General features: G+C 42.1%; 27 protein-coding genes. 18 read left to right on the forward strand and 9 right to left on the reverse strand.

From position 1 onward, the window contains the following. Nucleotides 1-855: a dihydropteroate synthase gene (gene folP, locus EOD41_RS12895; protein WP_127705533.1), complete on the reverse strand. Its 855-nt coding sequence runs from the start codon at nt 853-855 to the stop codon at nt 1-3. 139 nt (nt 856-994) lie between these two features. Here folP and EOD41_RS12900 point away from each other — a divergent pair, with 139 nt between their 5' ends. From EOD41_RS12900 to EOD41_RS12920, 5 genes are read left to right on the forward strand one after another with little or no spacing between them, the layout of a single operon-like run. Next, nucleotides 995-1,531 (forward strand): DUF1599 domain-containing protein, encoded by a 537-nt coding sequence (locus tag EOD41_RS12900; RefSeq protein WP_127705753.1) that lies wholly within the window; start codon nt 995-997, stop codon nt 1,529-1,531. Continuing rightward, the gene (locus EOD41_RS12905) at nt 1,528-2,679 is read left to right on the forward strand and encodes a BT_3928 family protein (RefSeq protein WP_127705535.1); all 1,152 of its coding nucleotides are present in this window, start codon (nt 1,528-1,530) and stop codon (nt 2,677-2,679) included. The genes EOD41_RS12900 and EOD41_RS12905 overlap by 4 nt, the downstream gene beginning before the upstream one ends. A gap of 2 nt (nt 2,680-2,681) precedes the next feature. Next, nucleotides 2,682-3,740, forward strand: a complete 1,059-nt coding sequence (locus EOD41_RS12910) for an ABC transporter permease (RefSeq protein WP_127705537.1) — start codon at nt 2,682-2,684, stop codon at nt 3,738-3,740. 9 nt (nt 3,741-3,749) lie between these two features. After that, nucleotides 3,750-4,283 carry a shikimate kinase gene (locus EOD41_RS12915; protein WP_127705539.1) on the forward strand — a complete coding sequence of 178 codons (534 nt, stop codon included), beginning with the start codon at nt 3,750-3,752 and terminating at the stop codon, nt 4,281-4,283. Between the two features lie 53 nt (nt 4,284-4,336). Then, nucleotides 4,337-4,648 carry a hypothetical protein gene (locus EOD41_RS12920; RefSeq protein WP_127705541.1) on the forward strand — a complete coding sequence of 104 codons (312 nt, stop codon included), beginning with the start codon at nt 4,337-4,339 and terminating at the stop codon, nt 4,646-4,648. Between the two features lie 2 nt (nt 4,649-4,650). Here the strand turns inward: EOD41_RS12920 and EOD41_RS12925 are convergent, their stop codons facing one another. The 3 genes from EOD41_RS12925 to gltX all read right to left on the reverse strand — a co-directional run bounded on the left by EOD41_RS12925 (nt 4,651) and on the right by gltX (nt 8,611). Next, a complete protein-coding gene (locus tag EOD41_RS12925) occupies nt 4,651-6,174 on the reverse strand; it encodes a GH3 auxin-responsive promoter family protein (protein WP_127705543.1) in 1,524 nt (507 codons plus the stop codon). A 15-nt stretch (nt 6,175-6,189) separates the two neighbouring features. Next, on the reverse strand, nt 6,190-6,930 hold the full coding sequence (gene lptB, locus EOD41_RS12930) for an LPS export ABC transporter ATP-binding protein (RefSeq protein ID WP_127705545.1): 741 nt from the start codon (nt 6,928-6,930) through the stop codon (nt 6,190-6,192). A 160-nt stretch (nt 6,931-7,090) separates the two neighbouring features. Beyond that, nucleotides 7,091-8,611: a glutamate--tRNA ligase gene (gene gltX, locus EOD41_RS12935; RefSeq protein WP_127705547.1), complete on the reverse strand. Its 1,521-nt coding sequence runs from the start codon at nt 8,609-8,611 to the stop codon at nt 7,091-7,093. A gap of 256 nt (nt 8,612-8,867) precedes the next feature. Here gltX and EOD41_RS12940 point away from each other — a divergent pair, with 256 nt between their 5' ends. Beyond that, on the forward strand, nt 8,868-10,076 hold the full coding sequence (locus tag EOD41_RS12940; protein WP_127705755.1) for a sensor histidine kinase: 1,209 nt from the start codon (nt 8,868-8,870) through the stop codon (nt 10,074-10,076). After that, complete coding sequence (locus tag EOD41_RS12945; RefSeq protein ID WP_127705549.1) at nt 10,054-10,572, forward strand: DinB family protein; 519 nt, start codon at nt 10,054-10,056, stop codon at nt 10,570-10,572. Before EOD41_RS12940 ends, EOD41_RS12945 begins: the two co-directional genes overlap by 23 nt. Before the next feature lie 48 nt (nt 10,573-10,620). Here the strand turns inward: EOD41_RS12945 and EOD41_RS12950 are convergent, their stop codons facing one another. Beyond that, complete coding sequence (locus tag EOD41_RS12950; RefSeq protein WP_127705551.1) at nt 10,621-10,968, reverse strand: DUF6249 domain-containing protein; 348 nt, start codon at nt 10,966-10,968, stop codon at nt 10,621-10,623. 258 nt (nt 10,969-11,226) lie between these two features. Between EOD41_RS12950 and EOD41_RS12955 the strand changes: the two genes are divergently transcribed. From EOD41_RS12955 to EOD41_RS12975, 5 genes are all read left to right on the forward strand, one after another. Further along, complete coding sequence (locus tag EOD41_RS12955) at nt 11,227-11,808, forward strand: RNA polymerase sigma factor (RefSeq protein ID WP_127705553.1); 582 nt, start codon at nt 11,227-11,229, stop codon at nt 11,806-11,808. Beyond that, on the forward strand, nt 11,805-12,302 hold the full coding sequence (locus tag EOD41_RS12960) for a hypothetical protein (RefSeq protein ID WP_127705555.1): 498 nt from the start codon (nt 11,805-11,807) through the stop codon (nt 12,300-12,302). Before EOD41_RS12955 ends, EOD41_RS12960 begins: the two co-directional genes overlap by 4 nt. A 452-nt stretch (nt 12,303-12,754) precedes the next feature. Beyond that, nucleotides 12,755-13,621, forward strand: coding sequence for a DUF2911 domain-containing protein (locus tag EOD41_RS12965; RefSeq protein ID WP_127705557.1), 867 nt, complete (start codon nt 12,755-12,757; stop codon nt 13,619-13,621). A 111-nt stretch (nt 13,622-13,732) separates the two neighbouring features. Further along, on the forward strand, nt 13,733-14,278 hold the full coding sequence (locus EOD41_RS12970) for a peroxiredoxin (RefSeq protein ID WP_127705559.1): 546 nt from the start codon (nt 13,733-13,735) through the stop codon (nt 14,276-14,278). A gap of 77 nt (nt 14,279-14,355) precedes the next feature. Beyond that, complete coding sequence (locus EOD41_RS12975; protein WP_127705561.1) at nt 14,356-14,940, forward strand: carboxymuconolactone decarboxylase family protein; 585 nt, start codon at nt 14,356-14,358, stop codon at nt 14,938-14,940. A gap of 389 nt (nt 14,941-15,329) precedes the next feature. On the opposite strand, the gene EOD41_RS12980 is transcribed toward EOD41_RS12975, so the two are convergent. The 4 genes from EOD41_RS12980 to EOD41_RS12995 are packed head-to-tail and all read right to left on the reverse strand — an operon-like array spanning nt 15,330 to nt 19,945. Next, nucleotides 15,330-16,874 (reverse strand): DHA2 family efflux MFS transporter permease subunit, encoded by a 1,545-nt coding sequence (locus EOD41_RS12980; protein ID WP_127705563.1) that lies wholly within the window; start codon nt 16,872-16,874, stop codon nt 15,330-15,332. Between the two features lie 3 nt (nt 16,875-16,877). Continuing rightward, on the reverse strand, nt 16,878-17,933 hold the full coding sequence (locus EOD41_RS12985) for an HlyD family secretion protein (protein ID WP_127705565.1): 1,056 nt from the start codon (nt 17,931-17,933) through the stop codon (nt 16,878-16,880). Nucleotides 17,934-17,957: 24 nt separating this feature from the next. Then, on the reverse strand, nt 17,958-19,316 hold the full coding sequence (locus tag EOD41_RS12990; protein WP_127705567.1) for a TolC family protein: 1,359 nt from the start codon (nt 19,314-19,316) through the stop codon (nt 17,958-17,960). Continuing rightward, on the reverse strand, nt 19,316-19,945 hold the full coding sequence (locus tag EOD41_RS12995) for a TetR/AcrR family transcriptional regulator (protein ID WP_127705569.1): 630 nt from the start codon (nt 19,943-19,945) through the stop codon (nt 19,316-19,318). The genes EOD41_RS12990 and EOD41_RS12995 overlap by 1 nt, the downstream gene beginning before the upstream one ends. Before the next feature lie 194 nt (nt 19,946-20,139). Between EOD41_RS12995 and EOD41_RS13000 the strand changes: the two genes are divergently transcribed. The 6 genes from EOD41_RS13000 (at nt 20,140) to EOD41_RS13025 (ending at nt 26,314) form a co-directional block, all read left to right on the forward strand. Beyond that, nucleotides 20,140-22,605 (forward strand): PIG-L family deacetylase, encoded by a 2,466-nt coding sequence (locus tag EOD41_RS13000; RefSeq protein ID WP_127705571.1) that lies wholly within the window; start codon nt 20,140-20,142, stop codon nt 22,603-22,605. A gap of 114 nt (nt 22,606-22,719) precedes the next feature. Next, complete coding sequence (locus EOD41_RS13005; protein ID WP_127705573.1) at nt 22,720-22,971, forward strand: hypothetical protein; 252 nt, start codon at nt 22,720-22,722, stop codon at nt 22,969-22,971. An 82-nt stretch (nt 22,972-23,053) separates the two neighbouring features. Beyond that, a complete protein-coding gene (locus EOD41_RS13010) occupies nt 23,054-23,260 on the forward strand; it encodes a hypothetical protein (RefSeq protein WP_127705575.1) in 207 nt (68 codons plus the stop codon). A gap of 114 nt (nt 23,261-23,374) precedes the next feature. Next, entirely contained in the window at nt 23,375-25,072 is a 1,698-nt protein-coding gene (locus tag EOD41_RS13015; RefSeq protein WP_127705577.1) for a sodium:solute symporter, read from the forward strand. 90 nt (nt 25,073-25,162) lie between these two features. Further along, nucleotides 25,163-25,471, forward strand: coding sequence for a hypothetical protein (locus EOD41_RS13020; RefSeq protein ID WP_127705578.1), 309 nt, complete (start codon nt 25,163-25,165; stop codon nt 25,469-25,471). A gap of 27 nt (nt 25,472-25,498) precedes the next feature. Next, on the forward strand, nt 25,499-26,314 hold the full coding sequence (locus EOD41_RS13025; RefSeq protein ID WP_127705580.1) for a TlpA family protein disulfide reductase: 816 nt from the start codon (nt 25,499-25,501) through the stop codon (nt 26,312-26,314). Nucleotides 26,315-26,368 lie beyond the last annotated feature (54 nt).

Below are 26,368 nucleotides of genomic sequence, written 5' to 3' on the forward strand. Positions count from 1 at the left end.
TCAGGCATTACAGGCTTGCCATATCTTAACCGCTTCAACCGCTTCTTTTACATCGTGCACACGCAAAATATTTGCTCCTTTAAATAAAGCAATAGTATTTAATGCGGTGGTGGCATTCAAGGCGTCTTCAGGTTTGATGTCAAGCAAGCCATATATCATTCGCTTGCGCGATACGCCAACTAATACCGGCAATTCAAGTATATCAAAATCCTGCAGCCTGTTCATCAGTGTATAACTATGCTCAGCTTTTTTAGCAAAGCCAAAACCAGGATCAATAATCACATCATGTACGCCCAGCTGTTTTAGCTGGTGATATTTTGCGACGAAATAGTCAAGCACTTCATTAAAAACATCATCATATTCGGCAAGCTTGTTCATCGTTTGTGGATTGCCTTTCATATGCATAAGGATATAAGGCACCTGTAAACGCGCCACAGTAGTAAACATGTTTTCATCAAGTTGCCCGCCTGAGATATCGTTGATAATATGCGCTCCTGCGCTAATAGCGTTTTCGGCTACGCTTGCCCGGAAGGTATCAATAGACAAAATCGCTTCGGGAAATGCATTGGCTATAGCCTCAACAGCAGGCAATAAACGATCGGTTTCTTCCTGCATGCTGATATCATCAGCTCCAGGGCGTGAAGAATAAGCACCCAAATCAAGGAAAGTAGCACCATCAATCAGCATTTTTTCAGCCTGTTGAAGCGCATCGTCAACGGCAGGCTTACGGCTGTCGGTATAGAAAGAATCGGGTGTAAGGTTAATAATGCCCATTACCTTTGGGGTACTTAAGTCAATGAGTTTCCCCCCCGCGTTTAGGCTTGTCTTTTTCTGAAAAAATGTTTTTGCTGTCATTCTTGAATTAGTGGATGTAAAGTTACTTTATATATTTGCAATAGCACTTAGTGTGCTGTTGGTGGACTACCTTTTAGGCGCAAAAAGAGAAAAACGGTCACTCTGCTCTCCATCATTTACCTATCGTACCGACAAGCTGGTGAACACCGCAGAAGAATACAATGCAGTAATTAATGTCTGCAAAAATCTTTTTATAAAAAAGACCCGTGATTACGGTACCGCCTGGCGCATTTTGCGTATTGAAAGCATTACCGACCAGATATTCATCAAAGCGCAGCGCATCCGCACGCTTGAAGAAAAAAAGGTTTCAAAGGTTGGCGAAGATATTACCGGCGAATACATTGGCATTGTAAATTATTGCGTTATTGCCATGATGCAGCTTGACTGCGCACCTGATACGCCTACCGACCTGCCTGCTGAAGAGGTGAGTGTATTGTTCGACCAAAAAGTGAACGAGACCCGTGACCTGATGTTTGCCAAAAACCATGATTATGGTGAAGCCTGGCGCGATATGCGCATCAGCTCGTTAACCGATCTGATATTAATGAAATTGCTGCGGGTTAAACAAATAGAGGACAATAAAGGTGAAACGCTGGCATCTGAAGGAGTAAAAGCCAACTACCAGGATATGCTGAACTATTCGGTGTTCGCACTGATAAAATTAGGAGTAAAATGAAAAACGCACTGGTTTGGCTTTGCCGGATATTTGTAGGCCTGTTGTTCATTTTTTCGGGCCTTATAAAAGCAAATGACCCGCTTGGCTTTTCGTACAAACTGATAGAATATTTCGAGGTATTTCATATTACTTTTTTGGATAGCCTTGCCGTTGCCATAGCCATTATACTTTGTGCGCTGGAAATGATATTGGGTTTTGCCTTGCTAATAGGCGCGCGCGCTAAAACCGTAGTTTGGGGCTTGCTGCTGCTGATCATATTTTTCGCCTTCCTTACTTTTTACTCAGCTTATTTTAAAGTGGTACAAACCTGCGGCTGCTTTGGCGACGCTATTCCGCTTACACCCTGGCAGTCGTTTAGTAAAGATCTTGTATTGTTACTGCTTACCCTGGTGTTGTTCTTCAACAGAAACAAAATCAGACCTGTATTCACTAAAAAAGGCGGTGACATTGCCATTGGCATAGCAACCGTTTTAGCCATAGGCGCTGGCTTATACACATACAACTTTTTACCGGTGATTGATTTTCTGCCATATAAGATAGGCGCAAACATTCCTGAATCGATGAAAGTGCCACCCGGTGCCAAGCCTGATGAGTATGAGCAGACCTACAATCTGAAAAATAAAAAGACCGGCGAAACGAAGGTGATGACCGACAAGGAGTACATGAAAACTGGCATCTGGAAAGACAATAACTGGGAAGTAGTAGGCGATCCGGAAAGTCGCCTGGTTAAAAAAGGATTTACGCCTAAAATAGTCGACTTGAATATAAATGATATGCAGGGTAACGACTATACGCAGGAACTTCTATCAAACCCTTTTTATAATGTGGTGATTGTAGCATACAACCTTAAAGAAACTGACGTTGATGCTATGATCAAGCTAAATACATTGGCCTTGAATCTGGCTGAAAATTATAACGCGCGTACTGTGCTGCTTACTTCAAACTCAGCACAGGATGTAATGAAATTTACCTCGGCACATAAGCTTGTTTACCTCGAGACCTTTTTTGCAGATGCGGTACCTCTGAAGAGTATGGTTCGTGCAAATCCGGGAGTAATGCTACTTAAAAATGGTACCGTTATAAACAAATGGCATTATCACAATATGCCGACGTATGACGAGTTGGTAAAACAATATTTTCAGCATTAATTATGATACGCTACATCATCCGCAAAGCCGGCTATGCCTTGGCAGTAATGCTGGGTATTGTAGTGGTGGTATTTTTTCTATTCAATATATTACCTGTCGACCCAGCGCGAATGACTCAGGGTCAGCGCGCTGATGTACAATCGCTGGAAGCTGTGCGTAAGGAGTTTGGGCTTGATAAACCCGTTCCTGTACAGTTTATTTACTATATTAATGATCTTTCTCCGGTTGGCGTGCATGTAAACAGTACTGCCGAGCAACAGCGTTACGGCTATGTTAAGCTTATTCCGGTTTGGGGCAATAATGTATTGGTCTTGAAATGGCCTTACCTTCGCCGCTCTTATCAAACCCGTCAAGATGTTTCAGCCATGTTAATTAATGTATTACCCAATACGTTGATACTGGCTACAGCGGCTATGCTGCTGGCTATAGTGCTGGGGATATTTTTAGGGGTGTTGTGTGCGGTGAATCAAAACACCTGGATTGACAGGCTGTGTGTCAGCTTATCAACACTTGGCATATCTGCACCTTCATTTTTCGCAGGCATTATTATAGCCTGGCTGTTTGGCTTTGTATTGAACAAGTATACCGGGCTGAACATGTCGGGCGGTTTGTATAATTATGATCCGTTTAAAGGAGAAGTGCTTACTTTAAAAAATTTAATATTACCCGCAATTACTCTTGGCCTGAGGCCGCTGGCTATTATTGTACAGCTTACGAGAAATGCTATGCTTGATGTGCTCGGGCAAGATTACATTCGCACAGCCAAAGCAAAAGGGCTAAGTAAAAATGCTATTATCTATCGCCATGCATTAAAGAATGCGCTGAACCCTGTAATTACCGCTATAGCTAACTGGTTTGCTTCACTGCTTGCCGGGTCGTTTTTTGTAGAGTATGTATTCGGTTACAATGGCTTAGGCAAGGCTACGGTTGACGCGCTCGAAATGTCAGATTTTCCAGTCATAATGGGCTCAATATTATTTATAGCGTTTATTTTTGTGCTGATCAATATCCTGACGGATATCCTGTATGCTTGGGTAGATCCACGGGTAAAAGCTTTCTGATAACAACACATGAGCGACATCGACACAGAAAAAAAGGGATTAGGACTGGTATTTTTGATAGGCTTTATGGGCTGCGGCAAAACCACCTGGGGCAAAAAACTTGCTGCACATACCAACTCCGCTTTTATTGATCTGGACCATGCGCTTGAAGAAAAAGCAGGTATGAGCATTGCTGAATATTTTTCGTCGTTTGGCGAGGAGGCGTTTCGTAAACTGGAATCAGATATTTTGAAAACAACGCCATATGCTGAGAACACCATTGTGTCAACCGGCGGTGGGTTGCCTTGTTTTTTCGACAATATGGCGTGGATGAACACCAATGGCAAAACACTGTACATTAAACATTCGCCTAAAACTTTAGCCCACCGGCTTGAAAACAGCAAAACAGAGCGCCCGGTACTACAAGGCAAAAAAGGTGACGAACTGGTTGATTTTATTACCGAAAGATTAGCAGCCCGCGAAGGATATTACATGCAGGCCAGGTATATTATTGATGGGTTGCTGATTTCTGCTGAGATGCTCCAGGAAACTTTATCAGTGTAATGTTCGTTGAAAATTCCGAAACCATACTGCATAACTGTTGTTAACAGAATATTATGGATCACAATGTGTATTTGTTAGCTACCGACCCTAATGACCCTTGCAGGGATATTATCCACTCAAGGGATACCAACCTTAAGGTTAGGGTAATCTGCCTTAACAATGACAATTATGTGCCTGATAATAATGAAATACAGCTATATGGTTATATAGAAAGCAAACTGTATTTGTTTGAAACCATTGATATCAACGCCGAAGATGCACTTGACGTAGTTGGCGCCATACAATGGTATGCCGATTATTGCGGATCACCGGAAATGGAGATACTACCCGAAGACCCTCGCCCCGGGCATCATATGGCGATGTAAGTTTAACTTTTTACCGGCTCAATCACTTTTAAAATAGCATCCATATACTCACGATCGTTAGCCAGACGGGGCACTTTGTTTTGCCCGCCAAGCTTGCCTTTTTCTTTCAGCCAGTTAAAGAATGTGTCTTCGGGTGCACGCCTTACTAAAGGACGACGCAGGGCCATGTCTTTAAAACGCTTGGCATCGTAATCCGAGTTTATTTTACGCAGCGTTTCGTCCAATATATCTACAAAACGCTCAAACTCGCCCGGGGCTTTTACAAACTCTATCAGCCATTCGTGCGCACCGCTTTTATTATTATTGAAATAAATGGGTGCGGCTGTGTAATCACGTATTACGGCGCCGGTATGCTTACAGGCTTCTTCAAGCGCTTGTTCGGCATTGTCAATAATCACTTCTTCGCCAACAGCGTTAATGTAATGTTTAGTACGCCCTGTAATTTGTATACGATATGGCGACAGCGAAGTAAAACGAATAGTATCACCTATCATATATCGCCACAGGCCGGCATTGGTGCTGATGATAAGCGCATAATTTTTGCCTAATTCCACCTCATCAAGCGTTAGTGTTTTAGGATTATCGTCATGCAAATTCTCTACCGGTAAAAATTCATAAAAGATGCCATAATCGAGCATCAGCAGCATTTCGCCGGGTTCTTCCCTGTCCTGTATGCCAAAATACCCTTCAGACGCGTTGTAGTTTTCCAGATAATACATGTTATCTGTAGGAATAAACTTTTTGAACTGTTCGCGATATGGTGTAAAACTCACCCCGCCATGGAAACAAAACTCAAGGTTCGGCCATATTTCCAGCAGGTTGCTTTTACCGGTGATTTCAAGTATGCGGTTAAACAGTACAATGTTCCAGGTAGGTACGCCGCCTATGCCGGTTACATTAACATCACGGGTTATACGGGCTATTTTTTCAATTTTTTCTTCAAAGTTTTCAAGAAGGGTGGTTTCCAAATCGGGCGTGCGATGAAACTCAGCCCAGAAAGGCAGGTTTTTCATAATCACTGCCGACAGGTCACCAAAAGAAGTATCCGGGCTAAGTTGGCTTATTTGACTACTGCCACCAATGGTTAATGATTTACCGGTGAACAGTTGCGCATTAGGGCGGTTATTGAAATATATAGTAAGCGCATCTTTACCCCCTTTAAAGTGACATTCCTCTAATGCTTCCTCGCTTACCGGAATAAACTTGCTACGGTCACTTGTAGTACCGGACGACTTTGCAAACCAGCGTATTTCAGAAGGCCAAAGGATATTTTGCTCACCTTTAAGCATGCGCTCAATATACGGCTTCAGCGAATCATAATTTTGTATAGGTACACGTTCGCGGTACTGGTCAAGATTTTCAATGCTTTTATAATGATGCAGCCTACCCCATTCGGTATTTTCGGCACCCATAATCAGGTTTTCAAACCACTCTTCCTGCACCTCGTTAGGGTACTTCATAAAAAGCTCAATCTGGTGAATGCGCTTTTTCATGAACCAGGAAACAACAGAATTTATAAGGGTCATGTATTGAGTCTTGGTTTATAAAGCAAAACTTTTGCGCTTAAGCACAAAGTTCGCACCAAGATACACTTTTCTTACCATTTCATTTTCAGCCAATACTTCAGGCACGCCCGATTCAAGGATTTTTCCTTCAAAAAGCAGGTAAGCCCGATCGGTAATTGACAGCGTTTCCTGTACATTATGGTCTGTAATCAGGATACCGATGTTGCGGTGTTTCAGTTTATACACCATTGCCTGTATCTCTTCAACAGCAATTGGGTCAACGCCGGCAAAGGGTTCATCAAGCAGTATAAAATTAGGTTCGGCGGCAAGCGCACGGGCAATTTCAGTACGGCGGCGCTCACCACCCGACAGCAGGTCGCCACGGTTTTTACGTACTTTATGCAGACTAAACTCGTCGATAAGTTCTTCCAGTTTATCGCGCTGTGCCTCTTTGCTCATAGGGCCCATCTCCAACACGGCTTTAATATTATCTTCAACAGAAAGCTTGCGAAATACAGATGCTTCCTGCGCCAGGTAACCAATGCCTTTTTGAGCACGACGGTACATCGGGTCGCCGGTTATTTCCTTGTCATCGAGAACTATACGGCCTTCATTTGGTTTTATCAGCCCTACAATCATGTAGAACGATGTGGTTTTACCGGCACCGTTCGGCCCAAGCAAACCCACAATTTCGCCTTGCGCTACGTTAAATGAAACATCGTTAACAACGGTACGTTGCTTATATTTTTTTACAAGGTGCTCGGCCTGAAGAATCATATTGTTATAAAGTTCTAAATTCTAATCAAGTAAACTCTAAAACTTTAAAGTTATTTTATTTTATAACAAATAGCGATAGGTTTTAAACCCATCGCTATTAAGTGAATAATTTATATAGCATGAGGGATGCTGAAACAAGTCAGCATGACGGTTGGAGTAATTACCCATTAAACTCTTTCAACGCCTTCTCAATCCTCTTTATAGTTTCATCCTTACCCAGCAAAGCGGCAATATCAAACACATGCGGACCAAACTTGCCACCAACTAACATAATTCGGAATGGCAGCATTACATCACCAATTTTAAAGCCTTTTTCTTCGGTAAATGCTTTGAATTGAGCCTCAAGGTCATGCGCTTCCCAGGTTTCGTTTGCTGAGAATTTTTCTGAAACCTCATTAAAAAACGCTGTTTTGGCGTCTGTCCATTTAGGTTTTACGGCGTTAAGATCGTACTCTTTCGGCTGTTCAAAAAAGTAAGCGCCCTGTGTGTAAAAATCTGCAAGCAACACACAGCGGTCTTTTATTAAACCGATTACCGTTAAAAACTTTTCGTCGTTATCAACTGAAATTCCCTTTTCGGTAAATAGGGTAGCTACTTTATCTTTCAGATCTTCAGCGCTTAATTTTTTTATCCATTCGGCGTTGAACCATTTAGCTTTTTCAAAATCGAATTTCGCTCCGGCTTTGCTCACCCTTTCCAGGCTAAAGCGCTCAACCAGTTCGTCAAGTGTAAAAATTTCCTGGTCGGTACCATCATTCCAGCCAAGCATGGCCAGCAGGTTCAAAAATGCTTCGGGCAAAAAGCCCAGTTCGCGGAACCCCGGTGTTAGCTCGCCGGTTTTTGGGTCGGTCCAGTTCATGGCATAAACAGGGAAGCCAAGGCGTGCGCCGTCGCGTTTACTTAGTTTGCCATGCCCATCAGGTTTCAATATCAGCGGAAGATGCGCCCATTGCGGCATCTCATCCTTCCAACCCAGATACTCCCATAACAGCAGGTGCACAGGGGCCGATGGCAACCACTCTTCACCCCTGAAAGCGTGGGTTATCTTCATTAAATAATCGTCAACCACTACGGCTAAGTGATAGGTTGGCATACCGTCGGCCTTTAGCAGAACCTTATCGTCAACCTGGTTGGTTTCAAAGCTTACATAACCGCGTATCATATCATGAAAGCTGATGCTGTCATCTTCAGGCATTTTTATGCGGATAACGTGCGGCGTACCGTCATGCAGCAGTTCTTCTACTTCGTGCAGCGGCAAATTAAGCGAATTGCGCATATCGTACCTGTGCCCATGCCCATACTGAAAGTTAGGAACATCCTTACGTTTTTGCTCCAGCTCTTCAGGTGTATCAAAAGCATAGTAGGCATGCCCCTGGGCAACCAGTTTTTCGGCGTATTCGCGATAGATAGCCTTGCGTTCGCTTTGGCGATATGGCGCAAAGTGTCCACCTACTACCGGACTTTCATCCGGTATCAGTCCGCACCAGTTTAAGCAATCCAAAATATATTGCTCAGCACCTTCAACATAGCGGTTCTGGTCGGTATCCTCGATACGCAGCACGAAATCGCCGCCGTGTTTTTTTGCAAACAGGTAGTTAAACAAAACCGTACGTACACCGCCTAAATGCAGTCCACCTGTTGGACTCGGCGCAAAACGCACCCTCACTTTTTTATCAGCCATAGCGCGCAAAGATAAATTTAAAGAGTGATTTAGTGAACAGTTGATTAAGTGAGCGGTTTTAAATGACGCGGCTTTGATTTAGTGGCGATTAAGAAGTTGCAGTTAGCTTACTTAAAACAAGACATGAATAAACCTTAGTCTCAAAGACTTTACTCCCTTTAATTATATATCTAAATATACTGCAACTGCTCCCGCCACTGCTACTTCTTTAATCTCTTTGCCTTTCATGTCAAAATACGTACTTTGGACACCTTATATGAACCCGTATCAACAGAAACGCCGTTGGAAATACTTTTTACTTGCCTTCGCGGTGGTGATTGCCAGCGGGTCGTTACTATACACCAAATACCTGGTGAAAAATATTGCAGATAGTGAGCGTACCCGGGCTCAAGTTTGGGCGCTTAGCATGAAACAGGTTTTCGCTTCAGATGATAATGATTTCCTGAATTATGTTTTCGCGGTACGCGATAGCCTGACAGTACCGGCTTTGGTAGTTGATGATAAAGGTGAGTTTAAGTACAAAAAAGGCCTTGATACCACTAAAACCTTTATTAAGCTTGAGGCTGAAGAAAATAAGAACATCAAATATGACACTGCTTATTTTCGTAGCGAGCTTAATGAAATGAAGGAACAGCACCAGCCTATAAGACTTACTGTACTTGGTTCGCAATGGCTGGTATATTATAAAGATTCGGCGCTGTTAACGCAATTAAAATACTTCCCTTACATACAGCTTTCCGTTATTGCTATATTTCTGTTAACGGCTTATACAGCTTTCAGTTCGTCACGAAAATCAGAGCAAAACCAGGTTTGGGTGGGCCTTGCAAAAGAAACTGCACACCAACTGGGAACGCCAATATCCTCGCTTATGGCATGGATAGAGTTGATGAAAGAAAAGTTTAATGCAGAGAAAGACCCGCTGATAGCCGAAATGGAAAATGATGTAAAGAGGCTTGAGATTGTGGCCGACAGATTTTCAAAGATTGGTTCACGCCCCATACTTGACCATCATGTAGTTTACGATGTGGTAAAAGATTTTCTCGATTATTTCAGTGTGCGCGTAAGCGACCGTATTACTTTTGAAATGGGCGGCAATAAAGTTGTAAAAGCTGGTTTGAATATCCCATTATTTGACTGGGTGCTGGAAAACCTGCTTAAAAATGCAGTGAACGCCATTGAAGGGAAAGGTATCATCAGGATTGAGATTGGCGAAAGCAAAAAGCAGGTGTTTATTGATGTAAGTGATACCGGCAAAGGAATACCACGCTCGAAATTTGACACCGTTTTTCAGCCCGGTTATACAACGCGGAAACGCGGTTGGGGATTAGGCCTTTCCCTTACCAAGCGTATGGTAGAAAACTACCATAACGGACACATTTTTGTGAAAGACTCAGAAGTAGGTAAAGGCACTACTTTCAGAATTATATTAAAAGCTATAACAAATGATCAGCAAACCACAGCCTAACGAATACGGGCCATTACCGGCTAATTACATCAGCCTGATAAATGATGATGAAAATATCATATCGGTGCTTGAGCAGCAGCGCGATTATACCTACAGTCTTTTTCATCAGCTTACCGAACAGCAAGCTGCTTTTGCGTACGCTGAAGGTAAATGGACGTTGAAAGAAGTACTTGGCCACATGATTGATACCGAACGTGTGTTTGCATTTCGTGCCTTTGTTTTTTCGCGCGAGCAGCAGGACCTGCCGGGTTTCGACCAGGAAGTGTATATGTATTACAGTACCTACAACACCCGCAACATACAGGATATAGCAGACGAGTTTAAAATACTGCGTGATGCCAATTTGTATATGTTCAGGTCGATAAGCGACGAACAGTCGCTACGTACAGGAATTGCCAGCGGGTATGAAATTTCAGTACGCGCTTTGGTTTATGCCACAGCCGGGCATGAGCGCCATCATCTTAATATACTTCGCGATAGATATAATCTGAAATAAAAAAGCCGCCTGCTTAGCAGGCGGCAAGCATGTACCCAAACCATGCAATTAATCCAATTTGTGCAGCTCTTTTTTCTCTATCAGGTGTGATATCAGCAAACCGATACCACCAAAAATAAATATCAACGCGAAGTAGATGCCGGTGTTTTCGGCTTCGTTGCCTACCAATATAGTACGGGTAAAAACGCTTGCAAACAATAAGCCGACACCCGAACCTATTAAAAGCATTGCCCATTTAAGATATACATAAGGTGACGGAGTTGGCTTTTGGCCGCCGCGCGGGTCCATGCCACGCTCAATCATTGCCATTCTTTCTTTGTTACGCAGGTAAACTGCGCCAAATATAAGGGCCAGAAAACCTAAAAATACCAGTGTTACGCCTAATGAAGGATCCATAATTCTATTTTATAAAGTTGATAAATTTTGTTTCAAAAGCACCGTAAATGCGGTGTATTTGTAGGCTATGACCACATGTTTTTTAATGAGGTTACACCTGATTTGAAAAAATTTTAAAATTACATTTACTAAGCAGGCAGACAGACATGTATATCCCAAACAAATCAGGGATGCGTTATACCCGTCTATTAATATTCATTATTTTTAAAAACACTGTAACCTGAATTATCCGCCCGGCGTCATAGCTATTGTTAATACATGCAGAGCAAGCTTACGGATATCGAATTAATTGAGCAAACCCTGGCGGGTAACCAGTCGGCCTATGCCGATCTGGTGCGGCGGCATCAGCGTTTTATATTTACGCTGGCGCTGCGCTTTACCAAAAGCCGGGAGGATGCTGAAGAAGTTGCGCAGGATTGTTTTGTAAAAGCGTACAGGTCGTTGTCAGGATATCAGGCGCAGTCGAAATTCAGCACGTGGCTGTACAGTATAGTTTATACCACGGCCATGACCCATTTGCGAAAGAAACGATTGGATACCGACTCGATAGACGACGAAGCGACCTTTATACAAATTGAAAATAAGCCTTCGGGGTATGACGCCGATAATGTGGAAAACAAATCACGGTCGTACTACCTGAACAAGGCAATTGAGCAGCTATTGCCCGACGACGCCACAATTATAACTTTGTTTTATAAAGGCGAACAGTCGTTAGACGAGATTGCACAAGCGCTGGGTATTGAGGCGAATACCGTGAAGGTTAAACTATTCAGGGCGCGCCAGCGTTTAAAAGAAAAGCTGGAGCGCAGTTTAAAACATGAAGCAAAAGAACTGATATGAGCAGCATAGAAGAAAAACTTTGGAATTATATTGATGGCAACTGCAACGCCGACGAGCAGCAGGCCATCAGCTTGCTTATTGAGCGTGATGAGATATACCGCCGTAAGTATAAGGAGCTTCTTGCGCTTAATGCCGAGTTTTCGGCAATGGAGCTTGACGAGCCACCTATGGCTTTCACCTATAATGTGATGGAGCAGATACGTGCCGAAGTTGCGCTTAAACCGCTTAAAACAACAATTGATACCCGCATATTTAAGGGTATAGCCGCATTCTTTATAATGTCGATTGTTGCTTTGATAATCTTTGCGCTTAGTCAGGTTGATTGGTCGGCCGGGCAAGCAGTTAACTTTAAGCTGCCCGAATATAAAATGCCTGATACCGCCGGATTATTTTCAGGACCTGCATTTGAAATTTTCTTATTTTTTGATGTAGTGCTTGGATTATATCTTTCTGATGCATGGCTTCGCCGTAAGAAGGCAGTTAAAGCGGTATAATTATCTGTACACCTGTACAAAATTATTGACACTTCAATTTTAGCTTCCCAACCCGTGTTATTTATTCCACAAACAGGTCGGCTTGTACTTGCTTTTATTAATAGCGATTTGTCAGACCAGGAAATCATCACACCAGTTTTAAATGCCATTTTGTCCTATCAACAACCACATGGCGTAAAACAGGACAGATATCGGTCTTCTGATGAGTCTAATAAATAATTCGGTGCATTTCAAAATTTTGGTATGGATATTGTAATACATTACACGAACTGGTAAACTTACCGGTTTAATTGTGATAAGGTTTAGGTTGAAAGTCCCCCGGAGCAAGTCTGGGGGGCTTTTTATTTTTACAGGTTGCCCATTCATATACTTTTCATTTGTTATACCTAACTTCGCCTTTCCAGCGTTTACTGGTTACTTTACAAAGCAACTTTATAACTCAATAACCACACATGAAAAATTTCAGGGTATATTTATTCGCGCTTTTTTTAATTGCGTGTTTTAACACCAAAACCTTTGCCCAGCAACAACAACCTCGTATTCCCGAAGCCAGCTCAACACAAACCCTTATTCAGGATTTCGGATTAGGAAAAATAACTGTAACCTATTCGCGACCTAACGTACGCGACCGCAAGATTTTTGGCGGCATACAGCCATATGGAGAAGTATGGCGTACCGGCGCTAACTGGGCCACAACAATTACTTTTAGTGAAGAAACCACTGTTGAGGGCAACAAAGTACCGGCGGGTACATATGCATTGTTCACTATTCCCGGTGAAAAAGAATGGACTATTATTTTAAACAATACGCCAAAACAATGGGGTGCTTATACCTACAAGCAGTCTGACGACTTTATCCGCTTTAAAGTTCCGTCAATCAACCTGAAGGAAAAACGCGAAACATTTACAATCGCTTTTGCAAACGTTACAACCAAAACCTGCGATTTTTACCTGCTTTGGGACTATACTGCGGTAGCAATAAAAATGGGCACTAATGACGACGCCCAGATTGTAGCCAATATTGATCAGCTAATGAAAGGTCCTAAAAAGCCATACTTCAATGCCATTCAGTATTACTATGAAAATAACCATGATTTAAATAAAGCCTTAGCCTGGGCACAGGAAGCTGAAAAAGCTGAGCCAAAAGCACCATGGTTTAAGCTATGGAAAGCCCGTGTATTGCTTAAGTTAGGAAGAAAGCAGGAAGCTATTACTGCTGCGCAGGAAGGGGTTGGTTTGGCCAAGTCATCAGACGATGATGAGTATGTTCGCCTTAATGAAGCGGTACTTGCAAAGGCAATGTATTCTGATAGTAAATAATTATATTCCAAAAATACTTTATAAACAAAAACTATAACCCATAAATTATTCGAATTAGGTTGGTGGTATAGTTTTAGATACCTTTGCAGCAAATAAAAAAACAATTATACTATGATCACTATAGGACAGAAATTCCCTTCATTTTCTAAAACAGCTGTTGTTAGCCTTGAAAAAGGTAAAGAGTTTGAAACTATCACTTCAGACTTTTTAACTAACGACGATAACGTATGGACAGTTATTTTCTGGTGGCCAAAAGATTTTACTTTTGTTTGCCCTACTGAAATTGCTGAATTTAACAAAAACTACGGAGAATTCCGTGACCGTGACACCCGCCTGATCGGTGCTTCAACCGACTCTGAGTTTGTTCACGCTGCATGGAGAACTCACCATGATGACCTTCGTGACCTTAAATTCCCAATGCTTGCTGATACTTCTAAATCACTGGCTGAAGACCTGGGCATTTTAGAGCCAAACGAAAAGATCGCTTATCGGGCTACTTTCATTATCGATCCAACCGGTATCGTTCGCTGGGTATCAGTAAACGACCTGAACGTTGGCCGTAACGTAAAAGAAGTACTGCGTGTGCTTGACGGTTTACAAACTGACGAACTTTGCCCTTGCAACTGGGAAAAAGGACAGGAAACTTTAACTGTATAACACTGATCTTATAATATATCCCCGCATTTACATTTAGGATAGTGCGGGGATTTTTTGTACCCTTAAAATTAAATAACATGAGCGAAAGCACCGAAATAATAGGCGAAATACTGCAATTTGCAGGTATTGACGCCGCATACCGTAACGAAAGCCTTACTTTGTTAGAAAAAGGCGAATCACGTTACCTGCGCGATTTAAAACTTAACTTTACCAGCACCTTAACATCAGAACATTTAAGCGCTAAAGAGTGCGCATTGGTTGGTTTAAGCATCGCTGTAAACAACGTAAATAAACCACTTACCGATTACTATACCCGCTATGCTGAAGAGCAAGGCGCAACTGCTGCAGAAATTGCTGAAGCTGTTGGCTGCGCTTCATTGCTGGCATCAAACAACGTGTTTTATCGTTTCAGGCACTTTACTCAAAAAGAAAAATACGGCCAGATACCTGCACGTATCCGTATGCAGATAATGATGAAGCCTGTAACGGGTAAAGAATTTTTTGAACTGCTTAGCTTAGCTGTATCGGCAGTAAACGGTTGCGAGATGTGCGTTAATGCTCACGAAGATTCGCTGATTAAACTTGGTACTACCGAAGAGCGTATTTTTGATGCCGTACGCATCGCCTCGCTGGTAACTGCAACCGGTAAGGTAATCTTTTAAAATTACTATAATATGCGCTTTAAATAAAAACGGCCTTTACAATATTGTAAAGGCCGTTTTTTATGAACTATAAGTTCAAAAATTAAATTTGTATTTATCGTGCAAAAAAAATTAATTTTATAGCAAGATTAAACAAACCTCGGTTTCATAATATATTTCTTGAACTGTGCTGCTGGGGTGGAAATTAATTTAATTGTTAATTTTTTGGGGAAGCCGTTTCATACTCAGTATCGAAACGGCTTTTGTTTGCCCCCTACCCCCCTGAAGGGGGAATTACAAACACTGAATGTTAAACGCCGAATGATGAATTGATCTTTACTTCATTATTCGGCGTTCATTATTTTAAAATCAATATTATGAATCTTATTCCCCTTTAGGGGGTTAGGGGGCTAATGCGCGTCAGTAACCGCTTTCATGTTCTTACGGAAAGGCTGCAGGTAAAGCAGCGGTATCGAGAACAACATGATCAGTCCTGAAACCCAATACGCGTCATCATAAGTTAACAACAATGTTTGCTTAACTACCGTACCCTCAATTGCCCTGTATGCCATTTGTGTGGCATCCATTATCGATTTGCCTTTGGCTACAAAAGCTTGGGTGTACATATTTAAACGCTGTAACAGTTCAGGATCATAAACGTTAATATTCGTCAATAATTCATTTCGGTGATAACCCTGCCTAACGTGTATTAATGTAGTTAACGCCGCAATACCAAATGAGCCACCTAATTGGCGCATCATGTTGTTCAAACCAGAACCCTGTCCTATTTCAGGTCCCTTAAGATCGGCCATAGCCAGGGTGGTTAAAGGCACAAACAAAAGCGCCATACCAACACCGCGTATCAGCAATGGTATCATCACATCTCTCTCGCCGGTTTCAAGTGTCGAATTGCTCAACATCCAGGTAAACACAAAGAACAGGAACATACCGGCTGTTGCCATAAACTGTGCAGGTATACCTCTATTCAGCATCTTCCCGATAAAAGGCATCATCATAATAGTACATAAACCACCAGGAAACAACAACTCACCGGTTTGTTGGGCGGTAAAACCCAACAGGTTCTGACAAAATACCGGGAACACGAATACCGACCCATATAAACCGAAACCCAAGATAAATGAGGTAAACATACCCACTGCGAAGCTTCGATGTCGTAGAATGCTAAAGTTAACCACAGGGTGATCAGTATTTAATTCACGCCATACAAATAATATGGCACCAATAATAGCTGTTGCTGTTAACACGGTGATATACGGAGTAGCAAACCAATCTTCGCTTTCACCTTTTTCAAGTATAGTTTGCAGCGAGCCTACCGAAACAGCAAGCAGTAATATCCCCCACCAGTCGACAGGCTTGCCTGTAATTTTGGGCGTTTCTTTAACAAATGTGTAAGTAAGAAAGAATGCCAGCGCGCCTACAGGAATATTAACGTAAAATATCCATGGCCATGCATAGTGGTTGGTTATATAACCACCTATTGTTGGGCCTACAGTAGGGCCAACTACGGCACCAAGACCAAACAAAGCCGTTGCCGTACCTATTTGTTCGCGCGGCCAGGTCTCTATCAATATAGCCTGTGCAGTGGATATCAAGCCACCACCGGCAAGGCCTTGTAAAATCCTGAAAGCTACAAGCTCTTCGAGTGTAGTGGCATTACCGCATAAAAATGATGCTATAGTAAACACAACTATTGAGGCCAAAAAATAATTCTTCCGGCCGAATTTATCACCCAGCCAACCCGACATGGGCAATATAATAACATTTGCTACCGCATAGCCTGTTACCACCCATGCAATATCCTCAAGCGTAGCGCCAAGGTTACCCATAATGTCAGGCAGCGATACGTTTACAATAGTGGTATCAATAAGCTCAAGCAGCGATGCCATAATTACCGTGATGGTAATTATCCATTTTTTAAAGCCAGTCTCAGCCATTATTTAATTTTTTATATCTACCGAAACATCTACGCTCATGCCGGGGCGTAGTTTCGCTAATTGTTCTGGAGTTCCGTTTATTTTGATTTTAACAGGTATGCGTTGTACTACTTTCACAAAGTTACCGGTAGCATTATCCGGAGGTAGCAGAGAAAATTTTGCACCTGTGGCAGGCGAAAAATTGTAAACTGAACCTTCCAATTCTAAATCCGGATAAGCGTCAACCTCAATTTTTACATGCTGCCCGTTACGAATGTCGTTCAGCTGTGTTTCTTTAAAGTTGGCGGTTACATACAGGCTGTTATCGTTAACAATAGCAAACAAGGTTTGTCCCGGCTGTACCAATTGGCCCACCTGTACGTTCTTTTTAGCAACCATACCACTTGCAGGCGCTTTTATTGATGCATAAGTTAACTGCAGTTTTGCAAAGTCAACATCAGCCTGACGTTGGGTAACGCCGGTATTGGTAACCTTTAACTGGCTGCGGGTAGTACCTACCTGCTCCACAGCGGCTTTATACTGATCCTGTGCAGCACGATAATTTGCTTGTGCTACCTGTAATTCGGTTTTAGCCTGATCAAACTGCTGACGGGTGATTGAACCGTCCTTAACCAGGTTGGCATAACGGTCGTAATCTTTACGTACCTGCTCTAATTTTGCGGCAGCTGATGCTACATTAGCTTTTGCAGTAGCTGAATTAGCCTGGTTAGTGTATATCTGTTGCTGACCAACGTCGATACCCGCTGTAGCGCCCGATTGTGCGGCCTGTGCCTGTTCAACTTTTACCTTAAGGTCACGGTCGTCAATTTTAACAAGCAGCTGGCCTTTGGTAACGTGGGTGTTTTCTTCAAATAAAATGCTATCTACATAACCGCCTACGCGTGCTACTACCGGACTAATATCCGCGTCAATCTGAGCGTTATCTGTATCCTCATGACCGCTATAATAAATGTATTCTTTTATACCGAAAATAACACCTGCAAGCAGGATAACCCCTAAAATGATAGGTATTACTTTCGATTTCTTTTTTGGTTCTGATGATTCTGTATTCTGTGCCATTTTAATATATAGTGAGTGTGTTTATTACTTGTTTAGTTTTCCGGTTGATTTTAATAAAGTATAGTATGCAAGTCCGGCGTCAGCTTTAGCAAGTTCAAGGTTGATCTGCGCCTGATACAACAATGTCTGCGCATCTGCACGGTCAACAGCCGAAGCAATGTTGCTGCGGTATTTTGATTCCAATATTTTATTGTTTTCGCCCGCTTGCGCGATAGATGTTTGCAGCAGCCTTATTTTCTCAAGCGCCGAAATGTAGGTTTGATAGTTTTGGTTCACCTCGTTCTTAATCCTGTCGACAGTGATACTTTTGTTAATGTCGGCTTCAGTACGCTGAATTTTGGCTTCAGCTACTTTATGCTTATTTGTCCACAGCGCGCCAAAGTTCCATGATGCAGTTAAGCCAATAGATATTGGCGTAATGTAGCTACCTGATTTTGGCAGCGGGTTAGCAGCCACACCTACATAGTAAGCGCTTGCAGCAGCGGCAAGATTTGGAAGCGTATTAGCTTTTACACTGCTGATGTTCTTGTCGGCCACCTGCGCCTGCAAATCAGCCTGCTGTAATTCGGGACGGTTCGCCAGCGCGGTATCAATATAGCTGTTCAGCATACCCATTGGCTGCTCGGCGCCTGCTACCTGTTCAATTCTTAACTGAGTGGTTTCAGGTAATCCTAAAAGTATGTTCAAATTATAATTAACAATCTTACGGTTGTTTTCAAGGTCGATGCCATTTAACTCAACGTTCGAGCGTTGCAACTGGAATTGCAGTACATCATTTTTGGTTACAATACCCTGCTCAAAAAAGCGTTGCGACTGTTTAATTTGCTGATCAATAGTGGCAATGTTTTGCTGCACTACTTTTTGACCCTGTAACACTTTGTACAGGTTATAATATGAGCTGATGATATTGTAAACGATCTGATCTTTATCGTTCACCTCGTCCAGGCGAGCTATCTGCGTAAGCAGTTCGGTTGATTCGCGGGCATACTTTAGTTTATTACCTGCGAAAATTACCTGGCTTAATGATAAAGTGCCCAGATAAGCATTGGCACTTTTTGGCAAAGAGAAACTTTCTTCGCCAAACTCTAAACGGTTAGCCGGGATTTGTGCACGGCTGTAACCAAAGCTTGCGCTACCAGTTGGCAGCGATTCGTCTTTTGCCTGGTTATACTGGGCAACGGCACGTTCAATGCGGGTGTTTGATAATTTTAATGCTTTGCTGTTTTCAACGCCAAGTTTTATGGCTTCGTCAAGTGTCATCACCCTTTCCTGCGCGCTGGCCGTAAAGGCAAGCAGCATAGCAACAAGAAAAGCCACCAGGGCGTATATAGACAGCTCCCGGTGTAAAAAGTGCGGATTGGTTGTGTTATTATATGTTGTCATTATTTTAGTAAGTACGCTTTTAATAATTCTTTCAAATATTTTTTGATACGGGGCTTTAATTCATTCTCCATATAGGCTGCGTCATTTACATCGTTTCCTAACATTTTTGATGCCACCAATGAGGTGTTGGTGATGTAATTCTTTGTGCCAAAAATTGTTGCAACCGCCATCTCGGTATCGGCTTCCTGCCTGAACTGCCCGCTTGCTTTTCCGTCATCAATAATCTTCTTTACTTCAAGCACATTTGTTAGCAGTATGTCGCCTATCTTATCCATCAATCCGTCGCGGCGGTTAAGTGACATCTCACGGTTAATTAGCTTGGCAAAACAGCTGTTTACAACTACCTTATTAATAAATGCTTCAATAAACGCATCCAGTTTATCCCATGCATTCATGCTTGCATCGTTACCCAGGTTCTGTAACATACTGCGGAACATTTCTATTTTACGCTCGAATACCGCCAGGAACAATCCTTCTTTGGATCCAAAGTAGTAGTTCAACATGGCCATATTCACCCCTGCTTCGCCTGATATGGTACGGGTTGAAGCAGCGTCATACCCCAGATCTGAAAATACTTTTTCAGCTACGTCGAGTATGTGATCCTTCTTATCTGATTTATCCTTTTCCATAATTTTTACAGCACAAAGTTAATTAATCGATTGATTAATTAATGTTAACTTATTGTCATTAAAACATAACATATTGATAATCAATTATAAAAAATCAATCAATCGATTAATTAATAATAATTTAACAACAATGTTTGCGCTTTATTAGTACAGACGATTATGTGCGCTCAATCTTTTATATATTTTTACAGAATATGAAACGGCCTTTTTTAACTACCCTTTTTCTATTTCAAATACTAACTCTATTTGCGCAAACGGCGCCTCCGGCCGATGCCGTAACCATACAACAAAACCTTGACGGATTGAATGTTTTGGGCAGCGTTTTATATATAGCGGCCCACCCCGACGATGAGAATACCCGTTTGCTGGCCTGGCTGGCAAAAGGAATGCACTACCGCACGGGCTATTTGTCGTTAACCCGCGGTGACGGCGGGCAAAACCTAATAGGGAACGAACAAAGTGAGCAGTTAGGACTTATACGTACCCAAGAACTTTTAGCTGCCCGCCGGGTTGACGGCGCTGAACAGTTTTTTACGCGCGCTAACGATTTCGGCTTTTCAAAAAGTCCTGAAGAAACCCTGAAAATATGGGATAAGGAAAAAATATTAGGCGATGTGGTTTGGGTGATACGCAAATTTAGGCCCGATGTAATGATATGTCGCTTTCCAACAACAGGCGAAGGCGGGCACGGGCACCACACCTCATCAGCCATACTGGCGCAGGAGGCATTTACCGCCGCTGCCGACCCAAAGCGCTTCCCTGAACATTTAAAATATGTGCAGGTATGGCAGGCCAAACGCCTGCTGTGGAACACGTTTAACTTTGGCGGCACCAACACTACGTCATCTGATCAGTTCAGGCTTGATGTAGGCGGTTACAATACATTACTTGGCAAAAGTTATGGTGAAATAGCCGCCGAAAGCCGCTCGAACCATAAATCGCAAGGGTTTGGCGCGGCAAAACAACGCGGCGAATGGTTTGAATTTTTTAAAACAATCAAAGGTGACGTTCCGCAAAATAGCTTGCTTGACGGGGTGAAAACCACCTGGGCACGTGTAACAGGCAGCGCAGGTATCAGCAATGATATCCTATTTTTACAAAAAGCATTTGACGCGCAGCATCCCGAAAAATCGGTATCGGCACTGGTTACCCTTCTTGACAAAATAGAAAAAGTGGATGACACCTACTGGCGTGAGCAAAAAACCAAACAGGTAAAAGATTTGATTGCCGCCTGCGCGGGGTTATGGTTTGAAAGTTATGCTGAACAGCCGAGTTATGTGGTGGGTGATAGTATGAATGTAAGTTCGCAAATTATAAAAAGGAATGATTTTAAGGTCCAATCTGCCGAAATTAGTCCTGGTGAGTACATTGCCAGTGCTCATGGGCATGTTTTTACTAGAAACGTATTGGCAACTTCAACACAAAATACCTCAAGCCTTAATTATAACATAACCCAACCATACTGGCTGGCATCTCCGCGTGGCATTGGAATGTACACCTTAGCTAATGATACATTAGCCGGAAACTCTGAAAACCCCGACTATACAAAAACGAGTTTTACTTTTAAGATAAATAATAAAAAAATCAGCTATCAGCGCCCCATCGTATACAAATTTACCGACCCTGTACGCGGCGAAGTTTATCAGCCTGTTGAAATAACACCTCCTGTTACCGCGAATATTGAAAATCCTGTTTACTTGTTTAAAAGCGGGCAGCCGCAAACCGTACATGTTAAGCTGAAAGCCTTTACCAATAAAGCGGGCAGCATTAGCATAAAACCTGTTTCAGGTTGGAAGGTAATTCCTGAAAAAATTGATTTTAGCGGAAAGAATAAAGGCGACGAATGGACTGTGGCGTTCACCATCACCCCGGCAAACAGTAACCCAACCGTAGCTACGCTTGAGGCACAAGTAGATGTTGACGGGCAAAAATGGAGCCTTGGCTATAAGCAAATACGTTATGAGCATATTCCGAATATTACGCTGTTCCCGCCCGCACAGGCCAAAATGGTGAACCTTGATTTAAAAACCAACGGCAAAAATATCGGATACATAAACGGCGCAGGCGATAAGGTTGCTGAATCATTACGTCAGGTAGGTTATACAGTGAATATTTTGGATGAAGACGCGGTTACAAACAGCGATCTTTCGGTTTACGATGCTATTGTGGTAGGTGTTCGTGCTTACAATGTAAACGAGCGCATGGCCATTATGCAGCCAAGACTGCTTGAATATGTTAAAAACGGTGGCAACCTGGTAGTGCAATACAACACCGCCGGGCACATACTAATTGATAATATCGGCCCCTACCCTTTCAGCGTGGTTAATCAACGTGTAACCGAAGAAGATGCCAAGGTAACCTTTGCTGATCCGGCTAATCCTGTTTTAAATTATCCTAACAAAATTACCCAGGCTGATTTTGAAGGCTGGATACAGGAACGCGGACTATACTTTGCATCGGGTATTGATGCAACTTATAACACGCCCTTATTGATGAATGATACTGGAATGTCTCCCGATAAAGGTTCGCTTTTAGTTACTGATTACGGCAAAGGGCGCTTTGTTTATACTTCTCTGGCATTTTTCAGGGAGCTGCCTGCCGGTGTACCCGGGGCTTACAGGTTGTTTATAAATCTTTTAAGCAAACCGGTAAAAAATTAACTATATCACAACATTATACATATAAAGCACGATGCGTTATTTAATATAGTGGCGAATAGCCATTCCACTTAATTTAGGTAATAAGCAATTATAATCAACCCTAAATTATATAAAATGGAATTGATAAAAGAAATCAGTGAAATTCTGAAAGATGCACACAGCAGACCGGCATCAGAAACAAACAAACTTATTGATAAAAAATTAGCAGAACCCGGCACAAAAGGCGTACGTGAAGAATGGACTGAAGCCAGGGTTAACTCAAGTTGTGATAATTACGGCAATATTGAAGAACGCACTTGTTATAAAGTAAATCATGGTGACGGCACTTCATCGCCGCCATGGTGCGATGACTGGCACTGCAAGTAACACATTCTTTTCATTAAATGATAATTTAGCTGTTGTCAGCAAAATATTAAACCTTATTTTTGCAGGCAACAAAAGCATTATTATGTCACATCATCACCATTCGCATAAAAAAGAGGAAGAAGCCCGCAAATACGATTACGTTTATTACCTGGTAGCACTGGTTTGCGGCATGTTTGTAGGCGCCATTGTCGACCGTGGTTTAATTTACATACCTGTTGGTGGTGTTTTAGGCTTACTTACCGCAGCATTTTTTGTGAATGTGCTGGTTAAAGGCCGTGAAAACGTCTAATCCAAAAAACGAATTACCTTCTTTTATACATAACTGGAACCGGTTGTACATCCTTGTGGGTGTTTGGCTGGTTTTTCTTATTTCTGTATTTTGGCTCGTCACTAAATATTTTGAATGAGCCTTACAGACTGGATAGTACTTGTTGTAACCGTACTTGCCATTGTTATTTACGGCATATGGAAAAGCGGCAGCAATAAAAATATCGACCAGTTTCTGGTAGGCAACCGCTCGTTACCCTGGTATCATGTAGGTCTTTCGGTTATGGCCACGCAGGCCAGCGCCATTACTTTTCTTTCAGCTCCCGGGCAGGCCTACAGCGATGGGATGCGCTTTGTACAATTTTATTTCGGGCTGCCGCTGGCCATGATTGTGTTGTGCATTACCTTTGTACCCATTTTTCACCGTCTTAAAGTTTATACCGCTTACGAGTTTCTGGAACAGCGTTTCGACTTAAAAACCCGTGCACTTACAGCTTTTCTTTTTTTGATACAGCGCGGACTTTCAACCGGGATTACTATTTATGCTCCTTCCATTATCCTGTCAACTATATTGAATGTAAACACTACTTACACTACTCTTTTTATTGGTACGCTGGTGATTATTTATACGGTTTACGGTGGTACAAAAGCGGTATCGTACACGCAGCTGCTGCAAATGAGTATCATCTTTTTAGGAATGTTTTTTGCCGGGGTGATGGTGGTAAAACTCCTACCCGACAATACCGGTTTTATCAATGCGCTGAAAATTGGCGGTAAGCTTGGCCGTATGAATGTTATCGACTGGAAGTTCGACCCTGATAACAGTTACAATGTTTGGAGCGGTATCATCGGTGGTTTCTTTTTGCAGTTGAGTTATTTTGGTACCGATCAAAGCCAGGTCGGTCGTTATTTAACTGGCAGTTCGGTAGCGCAAAGCCGCATGGGCCTTATTATGAACGGACTGATTAAGATACCAATGCAGTTTTTGATATTGATGATTGGTGTGCTGGTATTTGCTTTCTATCAGTTTAACAAACCGCCTGTTTTCTTTAATCAATATGAAGTAGCTCAGGTAAAAAAAGGAAAGTATGCAAATGAGTATCAGGCAGCAGAAAAACAATATTCTGTGGCCTTTGAGCAACGTAAAGCAAAAGCCGAAAGCTTATTAACAGCCTTAGACAATAAGGACGAACAACGCATATCTACTGCCCAGGCAGAACTTAAAGCCGCCGATAAACGAGTACACGATACACGCAACAATGCCATAGCGGTAATGAAAAAGACCAACCCAAAGGCTGACGGCAACGATACCAATTACGTGTTTCTAAGTTTTGTTACTCAAAACCTGCCAATCGGACTAATCGGGCTGCTTATAGCAATTGTGTTCCTGGCTTCAATGGGGTCAACAGCCAGTGCGCTTAACTCACTTGCCTCAACAAGTGTAATTGATATTTATAAACGAGTTATTAATCCTGATGCATCTGATAAAGGGTATCTGAACGCCTCACGCTGGGCAACGGTTATATGGGGCATGGCAAGTATTGGCATGGCCTTATATGCAAACAGACTGGGCAATTTACTTGAAGCGGTAAACCAGCTTGGCTCCTATATATACGGTACTATGCTGGGTATTTTTGTGGTAGCATTTTACTTAAAGCGCATCAAAAGCAACGCAGTTTTTGCTGCCGCGATATTATCAGAAATTATCGTATGCGTATTAGGTTACTTTCAAGCTGTAGCTTACTTGTGGCTGAATGCAGTTGGATGCATTAGTGTTGTAGTGATTGCATTAGTTCTCAACAATATTTTCAGGCAACAAACCGCCTCTGCTTAACATTTACAATTCTTAAAAAATGTTAAAGATCCAATATAAACACACTAAATGCCTTTAAGATAGCACATTTGGCAAACCAATCAGTTAAAGATGCTCAAAACCAACTCATTACTTTTTATTTTCTGCTTTACTGTATTTTATAATCTGCAAGCCCAACCCCTTCAGATACTGAAGCAATCATTACAAAAAATGAACGCGTTAAAAAGCGTTCGATACCAAAACAGGTATATCAGCAAAAACCCGTTTAGTACGGGCGATACAGCACGGGGCGTAAGGCAAACTGCTTTATTGTTTGATAACCAAGGGACAATTACGGCTATGAATAGCTACAGCAATACCTTTGAAGGTACTCCCAAGTTTAGAGAAGTCTATAACGGCGACTCCCTATACACCATTTAACTTGCCGATAGTTTATATTCGGCAGACTTGATTAAGCCTGACAAAGTTTGGTGCGAATGGAAAAGTGCCAAAGAGGTGTTAAATACTTTGATTAATAGCAAAAAGCCTATTGTTCAGCAAGAAGACAGCATAGTAAATGATGCTATCTGTTATAACTTTTTGGTAAAAATTTCTGATACGATTATTATCAACAGCCATAATTACACTCATTACCAATTGCTTATTGACAAGCACACACTACTCCCACTTAAAATAAAGCAAACAGCGGAAGGCGATGCTGAGAAAGGTGGTTACAATTTAGGTCGGGTGCAAATGTACCAGGAAAATATTTTTTCTAATTACGTTATAAATAAAAGCATTAGCCAGGAAGAAGTTAGATTTAAAAAGCAAGGGTTTGCTTTACAAATCACAGCAATGCTTTCTAATGGCGAGCAAATCCCGGAACTAAAGGTTATTAGCTTAGACGGCAAAAATGTCATGGCACAGGAGTTTAAAAACAAAGTTATGTTGATTGAACTTGGCGCCACAGCCTGTCCCGCCAATACCTTGGCAAACCCTATGTTAAATCGGCTGCAAAATAAGTATGCAAAGAACGGAGTGTTAATATTTGGTATTTATTGTGATGATACCGCACAACAAATTACAAAATACCGTCAAAGCAATAACCTGGCCTTCCCAATTTATATAGCAGAAAAAAGACAGAAAAGGGCATTAAAAACCGTTGGCACTCCCGGTTTTTATTTAGTTGATAGTACAGGAAAGATACTATTAAGCTCAAACGGGTATAACGACAACTTAGAGGCTGATATTAGCCAGCAAATAGATAAGCAATTGGCACAATGATAACTTGCCTGTAGATCACAGCAACAAAAAAGCCGCTTAGTTAAAGCGGCTTTC

The organism is Mucilaginibacter limnophilus (assembly GCF_004005815.1).
Classification (GTDB): Bacteria; Bacteroidota; Bacteroidia; order Sphingobacteriales; family Sphingobacteriaceae; genus Mucilaginibacter; species Mucilaginibacter limnophilus.